This is a genomic window from Novipirellula caenicola, from assembly GCF_039545035.1.
GTDB lineage: Bacteria > Planctomycetota > Planctomycetia > Pirellulales > Pirellulaceae > Novipirellula > Novipirellula caenicola.
In genome coordinates this window covers 118,477-132,341 of the sequence record NZ_BAABRO010000008.1, presented here as the reverse complement: position 1 = coordinate 132,341, position 13,865 = coordinate 118,477, and the positions used below count along the sequence as shown (strand labels likewise).

The window sequence follows — 13,865 nt, the reverse complement described above, 5'->3', positions numbered from 1 at the left end:
CGAATGGACTTCGCCGGTGAATGAAGATTAGCGGCGAATCTATCAAACGGCCCCGCGGATACCGCGGGACCGACCCGAGCAAAGCTTCCTTATAAAGCAAACAAAATGAACTCAAACGCAACCTTACAAGAACTGATTTCGCTGTCGCAGTTCCTCGGCGACGAGCGTCGACAATTGGCGATCCTTGGTGAAGGCAACACGTCGGCCAAGATTGACGACAAGACGTTTTTCGTCAAAGCCAGCGGCAGTTGCTTGGAAACGCTCAGCGAAGACGACCTGGTTGCATGTCATTTTGCTCCGCTGCTTGAAATGCTCGGTAACGACGAGTTGAGCGACCAACAGATCGAAGACCAATTGTTTGCTTGCCGTGTCGACCCCAAGTCGAAAAAGCCGTCGGTCGAAACGCTGTTCCATGCCTACCTGTTGTCGTTACCAGGGATCGAGTACGTCGGGCATACTCACAGCGTCACGGTGAACCAGATTTTGTGTTCGCCGTTGGCGGAGCAATTCGCCACGCGAAAGCTGTTCCCCGACGAGATCGTTTGTTGCGGTCCCCAATCGGTGTTGGTGCCGTACACGGATCCTGGACTCAAGCTGTCGCAAGTCATTCGCGAGAAGTGTCAAAAATTCATCGACGAATTCGGAGCCCCACCAAGAGTGATCCTGCTGCAGAACCATGGGCTGATCACGCTTGGCAAAACGCCGGGTGCGGTCAAAGCCGCGATGTTGATGGCTCACAAATCGGCCGAAATCTTTGTTGGTGCCGCGGCACTTGGCGGACCGACGTTCCTAGAACCTGACGACGTGGACCGGATTGCCAACCGGATCGACGAACATTATCGCCAACGTGCGCTGAAACTATAATGGAAAAACATTACATCGCCTGCGACTTGGGCGCCGAGAGTGGACGTGTCATCTTGGGCACGCTCCGCGACGGACGCTTGACACTCGAAGAGATTCATCGCTTCGCAAACGGCGCGACGAAGATTCAAAATTCGCTGCGTTGGAACATCACCCGGATCTTTGACGAACTCAAGCAAGGTCTGCGGATGGTGGCCGCTCGAGGCGTAACGGCATCCGGCATGAGTGTCGATTCGTGGGGCGTCGATTATGTGTTGTTCAATGATCGCCAACCGATGTTGGGGCTGCCCTATCAATATCGTGACGCACGGACCGAACGAACCTATGCGGCTGCATTAGAGAAACCGGGTCGTGAGGTGATCTTTGCCGAAACCGGCATCCAATTTATGGCGATCAACACGCTGTATCACCTGATCGCCGATGTGAACGAAAACTCCGATCTGTTGCAGATCGCGGACCAGTTTCTAAACATCGCCGACTACTTGAACTATCTGTTTTGTGGTGTCGGGCGTGCCGAGGTGAGCTTGGCCAGCACCACGCAGCTGTACAATCCCACCACAGGCCAATGGTCCGCCGAGCTCATCCAGCAATTTAAATTGCCTGAGAAAATTTTTCCCCCGATCGTTGCCTCGGGGACTCGGCTTGGCCCCTTGCTTACCGAGGTACGTGACGAGACCGGATTGGCGCCTGTCGAAGTGATTGCGACGTGTTCGCACGACACCGGGGCTGCGGTCGCAGCGGTGCCGGCGGAGGGGGACGATTGGGCCTATCTGAGTTCGGGAACGTGGTCGTTGATCGGTATCGAATTGCCGGATCCTCGGATCAACAATGACGTTCTCGCGGAAAACTTCACCAACGAAGCCGGACTCAACGGTACCACGCGTTTCCTCAAGAACATCGTCGGGCTGTGGTTATTGCAGGAATCACGGCGAAGCTGGGCAAGGCAGGGGCAATCGCTCGACTACGCTGAAATCAACCAGCTTGCCGAACAAGCCGAGCCGTTTCGTTCGCTGATCAATCCGGATGACCCTCGATTCATGAGTCCCGCGGACATGCCGACGGCGATCGATTCGTATTGCCAAGAAACCAATCAACCGGTCCCTGAAACTCCTGGACAATACGCTCGCTGTATCCTCGAGAGCTTGGCATTATTGTACGGACGGACACTCGATACGGTGCAGAGATTGACCGGTCGCCAGATTTCGAAGCTGCACATTGTCGGCGGAGGCAGCCAAAGCACGCTGCTAAACCAATTGGCGGCCAACGCCACCGGCCGTACAGTGTATGCTGGCCCCGTCGAGGCGACGGCGATCGGTAATGTATTGATCCAGGCGATGGCGATGGGCGATTTGGAATCGCTGAGCGAACTCCGCGGCGTGGTTCACGATTCGTTTACGATTGCTACCTATAAACCCGAGTCCTCGGAGTTGTGGGAGCAGACACGACAGCGTTTTACCGAATTGGTACGCGGTGGAAAATAAAGGTACGATGGAGCGTTGCCACCATTGCGATGTCAAACGCCGCCCGTCGCACCAATCCCTCCCTAAACGAAACTTTTTCTTGCATTTAACCAAAGGTATGTCATGAGCGTTTCAACCAGCAATCGGCTTCCCGAAGTCGCAGAATTCCTCAGCCGCGGAGATCTACCTAGTTTTGTCGGCGGCAAAGATTTCCCTGCCGCATCGGGAAAGGTCGTGGCAACCTTGGATCCTGGTTCCGGCGAACATCTCGCTAACATTCACGATCTGGACGCATCGGAAATCGATCGTGCCGTCGAGATCGCTGGCGAAGCGTTTCCAGCTTGGGCCGCATTGTCGTACGACGACCGCAGCGCGATCCTGTTGCGTTTGGCCGACGCCGTTGAGGAACACAAACCGATCATTGCGCAAATCGAAGCACTCGACGCAGGAAAGATCGAAGCTCAAGCGCAAGGGGACGTGCAGAACTTTGTCGATACGTTGCGATACTTTGTCAAACTCGCTGGCCAAGTCGAACCCCGTACGAAGTTGGATGTCGAAGGCTACGACGCTTGGACTTACAAACAACCTTGGGGTGCATGTGCGTTCATTTTTCCGTGGAACTTTCCATTCCTGCTGATCGGCTGGGGGATTTCACCGGCACTTGCTGCTGGCAATACCGTCATTATCAAACCGGCCGAAGACACTTCGATGTCAGCGATCTATCTGGCTCGGTTGGCCAAGAAAGTCGGCGTGCCTGACGGCGTGATCAATGTCGTCACCGGACGAGGTGCCACCGCCGGTGCCGCGTTGACCGCCAATCCAAACATCAAACGAATGTCGTTCACCGGGTCCCCCGAAGTCGGCCAATTGGTCGGCGAAACATGCGGACGCAACTTGGTACCGGTCAAATTGGAACTCGGTGGCAAGGGAGCGGCAGTGGTATTCGATGACGTCGATGTCGCTGAAACCGCTGAGAAACTGGTTGGCGCGATCACGTTTCACTCGGGACAAGTCTGCTGTGATGCGACCCGTTGGTTGGTCCATCGCAATATCTATGACGAATTCGCCGAGCGTTGTGTTGAATTGATGAAGAACGTTCGCGTTGGCCATCCGCTGGATCCGTCAAGCGAGATGGGCCCCGTCGTCAATCCAAAGCAGCGTGAACGTGTCCTCGGCTACTTAGAAAAAGGCCAGGCTCAAGGAGCGAAGTGTCTTTGCGGAGGCGGTGAAGCCACCGTCGACGGAAACGACGGCAACTATATCGAGCCCTCCTTGTTAGCCGGTTCGATGGACAACGTCGCCGCTCGTGAAGAGATCTTCGGCCCGGTAGCCTATCTAGGCGTCTTCGATAGCGAAGAAGAAGCGATCGAATTGGTCAACGACACCCAGTACGGATTGGCCAATAGCGTGTGGACCAAAGACATGGACCGTGCCGCACGCGTCGCCGAGTCGATGGTCGCCGGCAACAGCTGGATCAACGCACACAACGTGTTCGCCCAAGGCGTTCCTTATGGTGGGGTGAACAAGAGCGGTCTAGGCGGCGGTGTGCTGTCGGTCGAAACGTTGATGGATTACTACCGCAGCACTTCAGTCGTCCGCCCGCTGTAAGGGCCAACGGCAAGCCTGAGCCGCGACACGTCAGCGGCCGGGTCGGGTACACGCCTCAGTGTTTTACGGCCAATGCCGTCTACTTCGGTAGCGGCACGCCTCGGGGCCTCGCCCGGTGGCAGCGAGTGGAACGTCGATTTTGACCGGGCGGTTTGTGCCGCCCGAGTGCTATGGCAGGCTGGCAGCCTGCACTACGATTTCAGCTACAGGCTGGCAGCCTGTACTCCAGCTTTGAAAACAGGCTGGCAGCCTGTGCTACTTACATTTCATTCTTAAAAGACAGTTCCAATGACTGCGAAACGCCATTTGATTCACCCTCGCGATGAGATTATGCAAACGATGGATCGTATCTATCGATATCGCATGACCACCACATCGGGCGGCAATCTATCGATCCGCGATGAAGCGGGTGACATCTGGATCTCACCGGCTCGTGTCGACAAAGGCAATCTGACTCGCAAGGACATCGTTTGCGTCAAAGCCGACGGAACCGTCGACGGGCTGCATCCGCCTTCCTCGGAGTTCCCGTTTCACAAGGCGATTTACGAAGCACGTCCCGACATTCGTGCGATCGTCCACGCCCATCCGGTGGCGTTGGTCGCGTTCAGTATTTGCCGTCAAACGCCAAACACGCGGTTGTTCCACCAAGCCCATTCGGTTTGTGGGCAACTTGGTTTTGCGCCGTATGCGTGTCCCGGAAGCGAGCAGCTCGGCGCCAACATCGCCGCCACGTTTGCCGAAGGGTGCGACAGTGTGATCTTGGAAAATCACGGCGTTGTGGTCGGTGGTGAATCGTTGGCCCGCGCGTTTGAGCGATTTGAAGCATTTGAATTTGCCGGCAAAACGCTGGTCAAAGCATCACAGCTTGGCAAAGTCCGCTTCCTTGACGACGCCCACCTGCAACAAGCGGCCGATCGAGGAGTCGATTTCGACTCGTACGAACCGGCTACGGCAACGCCCAAGGAACAAGAACTGCGTCGCCAGTTGTGCGAGTTTGTCCGCCGCGGTTGTCGTCAACGCTTGCTGATCAGCACCGAAGGCAGTTTCTCGGCGCGGCTTGATCATGAATCGTTCTTGATCACGCCGACTCAAAAGGACCGAGAACTGCTCAATGTCGAGGACCTTGTTCTCGTCAGCGGGAATCGTCGCGAAGCCGGCAAACTCGCCAGTCGAGCCGCGCGTGCTCATCAGGCGATTTACGAAAAACATCCCTCCGTTCAAGCAATCGTGTTCGCGCATCCGGTCAACGCGACGGCGTTTAGTACAACCGATTCGCAGTTTGATGTGCGAACGATTCCGGAAAGTTATGTTTTCCTTCGCGATGTCCGCCGCGTCCCCTACGGCATCCAATATCGCGACGATAAACAGTTGGCTGGCTACATCTCCGAATCCATGCCCGCTGCGATTCTCGAAAACGACGGGGTCATCGTTACCGGACGCAGCGTATTGGATACCTTCGACCGACTGGAGGTACTCGAATCGACGGCCGAAGCGGTTATCAATGCGAAAGCGATTGGCGAAGTTGCATCGATGCCCGATAGCGTTATCGATGAACTGAAAGCCGCGTTCAATTTGACGTAGCGGGTGGGCTGACTTAGTGGGGCGGGCTGAATTAGCAGTCGCCCTGAACTAGCGGGCGGCTTGGAAATCATTCCGCTGCGTCCGCCTGAGCGAGGGCGCCCCTTCCCTGATCGCAAAAACGGGTTTTAGCACTTTTCACCCTGTACTTCTTTTCTGCGAGTTTAATGTATATCGACCATCCCGATGTCATTCTGATCGGCAGTGGCATTATGTCCGCCAATCTCGGCGCGATGCTCAAGCGGTTGCGTCCCGAGCTGAAGATTCAACTTTTCGAAGTCTCTGAAGAACTCGCTCAAGAAAGCTCGAACGCCTGGAACAATGCGGGCACCGGTCATGCCGGGATCTGTGAATTGAGCTATACGCCCGACCGCAACCCCGATGGTTCCGTGGACGTATCGAACGCGATTTCGATTTTTGAACAGTTCGAACAATCGCGACAATTTTGGGGTCACGCCGTCGCCGAGGGGATGATTGATTCGCCGCACGAGTTCATCAACCCGGTCCCTCACATCAGCTTTGTTCATGGGCAGGAACAGGTCGACTTTTTGAAGGCCCGTTACGAAGCCATGTCGTCGCATCATTTCTTTGCCGACATGGAATTTTCGACCGACCGTGACACCATTCGGCAATGGGCTCCGCTGCTGGTCAATGGACGCGATTCCACTCCGATCGCTGCCACACGAATGACCTCGGGAACGGACGTCAACTTTGGATCGCTGTCGCGAAAATTGATCCAGTGGTTGGCCGATCAAGAGGGCTGTGGCGTGGCGACTCACCATCGCGTCAGCGACCTTCACCGCACCGCCCACGGTTGGGACGTCACGGTCCGAGACCTCACACGCAAGCAGACGTTCAAGACCTCGGCAAAATTTGTTTTCATTGGCGCCGGCGGTGGCAGCCTGCCTTTGCTGCAAAAATCGGGTATTCCCGAAAGCAAAGGTTTTGGTGGATTTCCAATCGGCGGCCAGTGGTTGGTGTGTGACGATCCGGCAATCGTCGCTCAGCATCAAGCCAAGGTGTATGGACAAGCACAAGACGAAGCACCGACGATGGCGGTCCCGCATCTGGACACCCGAGTCATTGATGGCAAGAAAGCGATCCTGTTCGGCCCGTTTGCGGCTTGGACCACCCGTTTTCTCAAAGACCAAGGTCATATTACTGATTTGCCCTTCTCGATCCGTCCCGACAATATCGCATCGCTATTGAAAGTGGGCGCCTACAACCTGCCGTTGGTCAAGTACTTGGTCCAACAAGGGCTTCAAAGTATGGCCAGCCGGATGAAGCTGCTGCGGACGTTTTACCCTGAGGCTCAAACCAACGATTGGCGATTGGTCGACGCGGGCATCCGCGTCCAAGCGATCAAACGTCAAGACGGCGAAGCGGGCATCGTTCACTACGGCACCGAGATCGTGACGGACAAAGACAACACGATTGCGGCGTTATTAGGAGCGTCGCCCGGAGCCTCGGTTTCGGTGTCGCTGATGCTGCAGGTCATCCAAAACTGCTTGCCTGATTTGCTTGAAACGCCGCAAGCCGCCAACACGATGAAGCAGTTGATTCCGTCGTATGATGAATCGCTGCAATCCCCTTCGGCAATCCAGCGGTTCAAGCAGCTTCACACGACCAGCGAACACCAGCTGCAACTGCAATCCAGCTGATATCGATCCGCATTTTCTCGCCATGCGGTAAAGCATGCCGCGTGCGTAATTCGTGCGTCAGTTTCGCAAGGAAGGGCAGGGGTACCGAACGAAACTCTTGACGACTTCCACTTCGCCACGCCAGCACAAACTCGACCCGCGAATGCATCCCAGCATTGCCGTTGACTTTGTTGGCAAACCGCTGGCGATGTCCGCCCATGAGAGCTTGTCCGCCTCTGAAGCGATTGTTCACTCGGCAGGTCGCAATCTTATTAGAAACTAAGAAAAAATCCCCAGGCGATGAGCTCGATTCACCGCGGATGGCCCATTGGTCACTTGCAGTTTTTCGTAGATATGGGCGACATGGGTATCGACCGTGCTATAGCCAATTTTTAGTCGTGCTGCGATTTCCTTTTTGACGAAACCGTCGGCCATCAACGTCAAAATCTCAAGCTCTCGATCGGTTAGCAGGTTGTTTGCATCACTCTTGCTTTGCTTCTGTTGCAACGATTCCAACAAATACATCGCCACACCTTTATCAAGCGACGCTCCGCCTTGGGCGACCATGCGAATCCCCTCGGTAATTTCGCTTAGCCTTGCCGATTTCAACAGATAGCCGGACGCCCCCAATGCGATTGCTCGCAGCACGTCTTGCTGTTGATTGGATTGAGTCAAAATGATGATCTTCGCCTGCGGCGCTGACTGGCGAAACCGGGGAAGTGATTCCAGCCCGTCCATTCCGGGCAGCCGCAGATCGAGCAGAATCAGATCGGGAAGTTCCGATTCCGATGCTTGCTGTAGCGACCGCAATCCGATCTCAGAGGTCCCAAATTGGCTGACCAACTCAATATCGGTTTCTTGCTGTAACGCCAACCGAATGACCTCGCGGTATTCCACGTTGTCTTCGACCAACATGACACGAATCAATTTATCCACGGTGACTCTCTCATGTTCAACTTAGAAATTTTCTTGTACGCAATCGTAACGTAATACGAGTGCCATGGCTGTCCAAATCTCGAGCATCGACTTGGGCACCGAGCAACCGTGATCGGCGGCTGAGTGAACGCGGCACTCGAGCACCCGACGAATTCTCTAATCCACTGCCGTTATCGGTAATCGTTAAACACAACTCGCGGTGATCCGCCTTTAGATGAGTCGTCACCAACGTGGCGCCCGAGTGACGAAGGATGTTGACCAGACACTCTTTATAAAACAGGAACAAATCGATTCGAACCGCGGGTTTCAGATTGCGCAGCAATGCCTCTCCTTCGAACGAGATTTCGTGCTCCAAATCGGCCATCATTCGCGTCGATGTTCGCCGCATGTCATCCATCAGATCTCCGAACAACCCTTTGGCTTCTAACAGATTAGAGCAATAACGTGTCGCAGCACCGCTGCGTTCGGTCAAATCGCGAATCCGCTGCAACAGTGATTTTAATTGATCGGGGGAATCCGTAGTCGTTTGCGCCAGATCGCCAAGCAGTCCAATGGCGTGCAGGTTCGCCCCCAATTCGTCGTGCAGGTCCGCGGCAATTCGCTGCCGTGTTTGATAGACTACCCGTTGGCGGATGATACGCTCAACCAAAATGGTACAAACCGCGACAAACCCGAGCAGTCCCGCCAACCAAGCCAGTCGATTTAACTTCGTCGTTTGGATCTGGTATCGATCATTCAATTCCGCTCGCAGTAGCGGACGCTCCGATTCGAGATCGTGCCGTTTGGCCAACTCGTCCATCCACCGCCGGATCGGCAAGATTTCGCCGAACAGATTATTGCCATCAGTCAACGCAGCGACCTTTCGCGCGGGGCTATCCGCATCAAAATTCGCCCGCACCGACTTCCCCACCGAAACGTTCTGCCCGTTTGCAAATAGCTCAATCTCTGCGAAACCGATTCGGGCTCCCGTTTTGCCGCCGCCCGAGTAGACATAGGGGTCCTGCACGATCAATCGAACGTAACGGCAAGTGGTTTCGGGAAACCGACGCATGATGATCGGTCCGACTTCGTAGACCGATTCCATCTGATATTCGCAGAGCTGAACCGCGTCCAAAAAATCAGACTCATTCGCGCCCTCGATTCGCATTGATCGGGGGATTCCAAAATCTTCGGGAACGCTCTGCGGCACCGTATCACTTAGATCGGTCGAATGCAAATGAACGCGGCTGAGTGACAAAGGCCGCTCGAGATCCATCACAATTTCAGGTGAATCGCCGACCCCAATCTCGCTAACAAAGGCCAAGCTTTGCTTCCCTTCGTAGGCGTCCATCAAATAGGGGACAAATCCGTCAACCAAATGCTGCTTGTGTCGGGCAGAACGAGGATCGTGCTGTTCCTCGGACGACACATCAACCGATTGTTTCAGCGCCACATTTTCTTGGCCGCTAAAAACCATGATTTCCGACAGCTGCAAAATGTACATTCCGTCCCAACCGCGTGGCGAAAGCCGAGTCGCCTCGAGTCGCATCCAACTTGCCTCGGTCGCCGGGAACGAAACGACCAACGGAGCGACGCGGGGTAGAATCGAATCCGCAGCCCCGTAGCTTGCGACGACCGTGCCTTCGGACTCGCCCGCCGTCCCCACCAAGATGCGAAACTCGGCCGGGAATCCATCGGCGCGAAAACCGTTGACCGTATCACGCCAAATTGTCGGAACCAACACAATTTGATCGATGGTCACGTCTTGCTGCCAATCAATCCGAATCCACTCTCCCTGATGATCCTCGTTTTTCGCGATTGAACGGTATCCCACCGCCCCCACTCCCGTCCGCATACTCGGTTGAGCGAGGAATCTAAGTTGTTGGTCGAGCCTCGTCATGCGTTGCTCGAGCGATGAAAGCGACATCCGCTGCAAAGATGACCCCGAGGATTCCAATGGTCGATTGGACATCGCCGCGATAAGCCACCATCCTACCAACAACGCAATCACGCCAATCGTGGCGAAAGTCAATAAATGTCTTCGAGCCGGATACATCACCACCACGATTCGCTGTGCCTACCAAACGTGTCTCCCATGATCCCAGGATAGTGCAGAGCAACGGCAAGGGCTATTGCGTGGTCATCCCGCGAAGTCACCCAAAAGCGTGTTTCCCAGCTGACGTCTGCCCAGCTACCGTCTGCCCGCCTGGCGTCCACACGTAGGCTAGCCGCCCGCTCAGTGCTTTGCCGACATGCCGCTCTTCGGTTCCTGTTTAGCCGCAGCCGACACCTGCTTATGGATCGTGTGCCCGGCTGATGTCTGTGAAGAACCGTTTTGGCCGCGTTTCTTGGGCAATAGCGAAGTCGCCATCCGCACCATGCATGACGCAATCTATCAACGTCCCGTCGTAATTAGCTAATGACAACGCCGCCAATCTAGCTAAGGTGAATAGGTTCAAGTTGACGGCTCGTTGAATTAGTAAGCCGCGACGCGTCAGCGACCGGGTCCCACGCACAACCCGGTGCTTCTGCGGCCTACGGCTCACCGTTTCGATTTACGTTTGAATAAAATTAACAAGCCGTTGACGATTTCTGTCGCTTGGTGTGCGATGCGACACGCGTAATCCATCTCCCCACTTTGACACCCTCTGCAAACGTTTCAATAAGGATTCGAATGATGATTTACCAACTCCGCTTGCTTGTTGCGGTGACAACATTGGCGTTTGGATGCAACGCTTTGGCACAGGATCAGCCAGCCCCGACGGTACCGGAACCGACGCTGTCAAAAGTGCGTTATGGGCAACATCCCAAGCAGGTACTGTATTTTTGGCAAGCCGAATCCGAATCGCCCACACCGCTGCTGTTTTATATCCACGGGGGTGGATGGAAAGGAGGTGATCCGCAGGACAAGAATCTGATGAATATGCTGTCGATCCTGCTCGAACACAAAATCTCGGTGGTCTCGATCCAATATCGCTATATCCAGGATGCGGTTGCGGCAGACATCAAGCCGCCGGTGAAAGCGCCGCTCGAAGACGCCGCCCGAGCGTTGCAGTTTGTTCGCACGAAAGCAAGCCAATGGAATTTCGATCCACAGCGGATCGCGGCCAGTGGCGGTTCCGCCGGTGGTTGCACCAGTCTGTGGCTTGCCTTTCACGATGACATGGCAGACCCCGACAGCGACGATCCGGTGGCCCGCCAATCGACGCGATTGTTCTGCACGGCGACGATTCGTCCGCAAACGACATTGGATCCGCTGCAGATGAAACAATGGACACCCAATAGCAACTACGGCAGTCACGCCTTTGGAATCTTCAAACCGGGGCCAAAAGAATTTCAATTGGACTTCGATGCCTTTCTCGCTCAACGCGATCGGCTTGCGGATTGGATCGCCGAGTATTCCCCCTATGCGTTGGTCTCCAGCGACGATCCACCAACGTATCTGTTCTATAGCAATACGCCTGCGATCGGCCAGAGACAAGGAGACCCAACGCACACCTCCAACTTTGGACTAAAGCTGCACGAGCACCTTCAATCCAAAAACGTCGAAAGCGAGTTGTATTACCCCGGCGCCCCCGATGCCAAACACAGCACGGTCCACGATTATTTGATCGATCGTTTAACGCGAACCCCAAAGTAAACGTCCGATTTTGCCTTACGTCATTTCTATCACCGTTCCCCTATCGACAGAGAAGACACACATGATTTCACGCCGCGATTTCATTGCCTCAGGACTTGCCGGTGCCGCGATCGCCACATCCTCCGCTGCCGTCGCCGAGGATACGGCAGCGGCGATTGACGCGGATGCCTCCGTTCCTTCGTATCTGCAGGACGTGGCCGAACAGTACGCGGTTGCTCCTCGGGCGGCGGCGCTACAGTGGTTTCGCCAAGCCGAATTCGGCTTGTTTATTCACTACGGGCTGTATTCGCTGCTAGGACGCCACGAATGGGTGATGATCAAAGAGAAGATCCGCGTCAAAGAGTATGAGAAACTAGCAAGTCGATTTACGGCTGAAAATTTTGATGCCGACTTCATCACCGACATGGCATTGGATGCCGGGATGAAGTACATCAATTTGACCACGCGGCACCACGACAGTTTCTGTCTGTTCGACTCGAAGTACACCGAGTTCAAAAGCACGAACACGCCGGCAAAGCGAGATCTCGTCGCGGAGCTGGCCGAGCAGTGCCAAAACAAGGGACTTGGCTTTTTCCTGTATTATTCGCACGGTCGTGATTGGCGGCATCCCCACGCACCAAACAATTGGGGATGGGGCGGATCGGCTCGGCCAAAGTACGATCCACCCGAAACGTTTTATGCCAGCGGCAAAGAACACGACCTGCAGATCTACGTCGAGTTCATGAAAAACCAAATCACAGAACTATTGACCCACTATGGGCCGATCGCGGGGATCTGGCTCGATGGTCACGCGACGCCAGCATCTCGCAAAAAAAAGATGCATGAATTCAAAATACAAGAACTGTACGATCACATTCATCAGATGCAGCCTCAGGTGTTGGTGTCCTACAAACAGGGTCTGCTGGGCACCGAGGACTTCAAAGCCCCCGAGCGTCATTGGAAAGGCGAATCGGACGTTCCTTTGGAAATCTGCGACACGTTACAGCCGCATGGATGGGGCTACATGAAATCCGACGATGGCAAACACAAAACCGCAGACCAAGTGATGGAGATGCTGGCCACTGCGAAGTCGATGAACGCAAATCTGCTACTCAACACGGGACCGCTACCGGACGGATCAATTCACCCCGAAGATCTCGCGACGCTACGGGAAGTCGGTCGCAGACGGCGTCAGGGGTAAGTAAAACCCGGCGGGGGAAGGCTAGCTTTACTGAAATTTCGCTTGAAACCAAGCGAAACGGATGGCCACGTGGCGGGTTGAATCAGGATAGAATACAAACGCTAGGATCGAGCACGAGCATCGCAATTCAGCGTGTAACGCCGCAAACATCGAACGTATCCGCGTAGGAACCGCGTCCGATCGCTTCCCGCCCCCACAAACGTAGGTCGAGACAATTCCATGATCCGCCCCCAATTTATTGGTCCCCGCAGCTTTGTTCACGGTATTGTTGGTCGTCGGGAAATGTTGAAAGGCGGAATCGCATTGGCAGCGACCGCGATGTCCACTTCGACCGTGTTCGCCGAATTGATCGAGACTCCGCCACAGACCGAGGGGCCGTTTTATCCCAACAAGATGCCGCTCGATACCGACAACGACTTGTTGGTGATCAATGATGCAATCACGCCGGCGGTAGGCGAGATCACTCACCTGAGCGGACGTGTGTTGGACGCCAAAGGCAATCCCGTACGCAACGCGTTTGTCGAAATATGGCAAGTCGATAATAACGCGGTCTACATCAACACCAACGACACAACCAACCGCGTCAATCAAGACAAGAACTTTCAAGGCTATGGTCGTTTCTTGACCGATTCCAAAGGCCAGTATTACTTCCGCACGATCAAACCGGTGCCGTATCCAGGGCGAACGCCGCATATCCATTTTGGTGTCAGCAAGAGCGGCCACCGTATCTTGACGACGCAGCTCTACGTCAAGGGACATCCCGCGAATGAACGCGACGGAATCCTTCGCCGCATCGATCCCAAATCTCGCCAAACGGTCCTCGGTGATTTCAAACCGCTTGTCGATTCAACGATCGGTGAGTTGGCCGTGAATTTCGATATCGTCCTAGGCGTTACCGCCCAAGAAGACGAGCAAGGCCGAATGCACGGCATCGGAAAACCGGAATGGCAACGTCGCGGTCGCTGACACCGGTTCGAGCGTGA

Annotated in this window: 11 protein-coding genes; 9 read left to right on the top strand and 2 right to left on the bottom strand. The window is 54.9% G+C overall.

The window, feature by feature from the left end; genetic code table 11:
• Positions 1-105 precede the first annotated feature (105 nt).
• From ABEA92_RS16680 to mqo, 5 genes are all read left to right on the top strand, one after another.
• Entirely contained in the window at positions 106-864 is a 759-nt protein-coding gene (locus tag ABEA92_RS16680) for a class II aldolase/adducin family protein (RefSeq protein ID WP_345684976.1), read from the top strand.
• A complete protein-coding gene (locus tag ABEA92_RS16675; protein ID WP_345684975.1) occupies positions 864-2,342 on the top strand; it encodes a rhamnulokinase in 1,479 nt (492 codons plus the stop codon). The genes ABEA92_RS16680 and ABEA92_RS16675 overlap by 1 nt, the downstream gene beginning before the upstream one ends.
• Positions 2,343-2,444: 102 nt before the next feature.
• A complete protein-coding gene (locus ABEA92_RS16670; protein WP_345684974.1) occupies positions 2,445-3,929 on the top strand; it encodes an aldehyde dehydrogenase family protein in 1,485 nt (494 codons plus the stop codon).
• A gap of 288 nt (positions 3,930-4,217) precedes the next feature.
• A complete protein-coding gene (locus ABEA92_RS16665; RefSeq protein WP_345684973.1) occupies positions 4,218-5,510 on the top strand; it encodes a class II aldolase/adducin family protein in 1,293 nt (430 codons plus the stop codon).
• A gap of 164 nt (positions 5,511-5,674) precedes the next feature.
• On the top strand, positions 5,675-7,168 hold the full coding sequence (gene mqo, locus ABEA92_RS16660; protein WP_345684972.1) for a malate dehydrogenase (quinone): 1,494 nt from the start codon (positions 5,675-5,677) through the stop codon (positions 7,166-7,168).
• 258 nt (positions 7,169-7,426) lie between these two features.
• Here mqo and ABEA92_RS16655 read toward each other — a convergent pair whose 3' ends face one another.
• On the bottom strand, positions 7,427-8,083 hold the full coding sequence (locus ABEA92_RS16655) for a response regulator (RefSeq protein WP_345684971.1): 657 nt from the start codon (positions 8,081-8,083) through the stop codon (positions 7,427-7,429).
• A gap of 16 nt (positions 8,084-8,099) precedes the next feature.
• A complete protein-coding gene (locus tag ABEA92_RS16650; protein WP_345684970.1) occupies positions 8,100-9,896 on the bottom strand; it encodes a histidine kinase in 1,797 nt (598 codons plus the stop codon).
• Between the two features lie 64 nt (positions 9,897-9,960).
• On the opposite strand from ABEA92_RS16650, the gene ABEA92_RS16645 reads away from it, so the two are divergent.
• From ABEA92_RS16645 to ABEA92_RS16630, 4 genes are all read left to right on the top strand, one after another.
• Entirely contained in the window at positions 9,961-10,161 is a 201-nt protein-coding gene (locus ABEA92_RS16645) for a hypothetical protein (protein ID WP_345684969.1), read from the top strand.
• Between the two features lie 575 nt (positions 10,162-10,736).
• A complete protein-coding gene (locus ABEA92_RS16640) occupies positions 10,737-11,702 on the top strand; it encodes an alpha/beta hydrolase family protein (protein ID WP_345684968.1) in 966 nt (321 codons plus the stop codon).
• A 61-nt stretch (positions 11,703-11,763) separates the two neighbouring features.
• Positions 11,764-12,882: an alpha-L-fucosidase gene (locus tag ABEA92_RS16635; protein WP_345684967.1), complete on the top strand. Its 1,119-nt coding sequence runs from the start codon at positions 11,764-11,766 to the stop codon at positions 12,880-12,882.
• A gap of 219 nt (positions 12,883-13,101) precedes the next feature.
• Positions 13,102-13,848 carry a dioxygenase family protein gene (locus tag ABEA92_RS16630; RefSeq protein ID WP_345684966.1) on the top strand — a complete coding sequence of 249 codons (747 nt, stop codon included), beginning with the start codon at positions 13,102-13,104 and terminating at the stop codon, positions 13,846-13,848.
• Positions 13,849-13,865 lie beyond the last annotated feature (17 nt).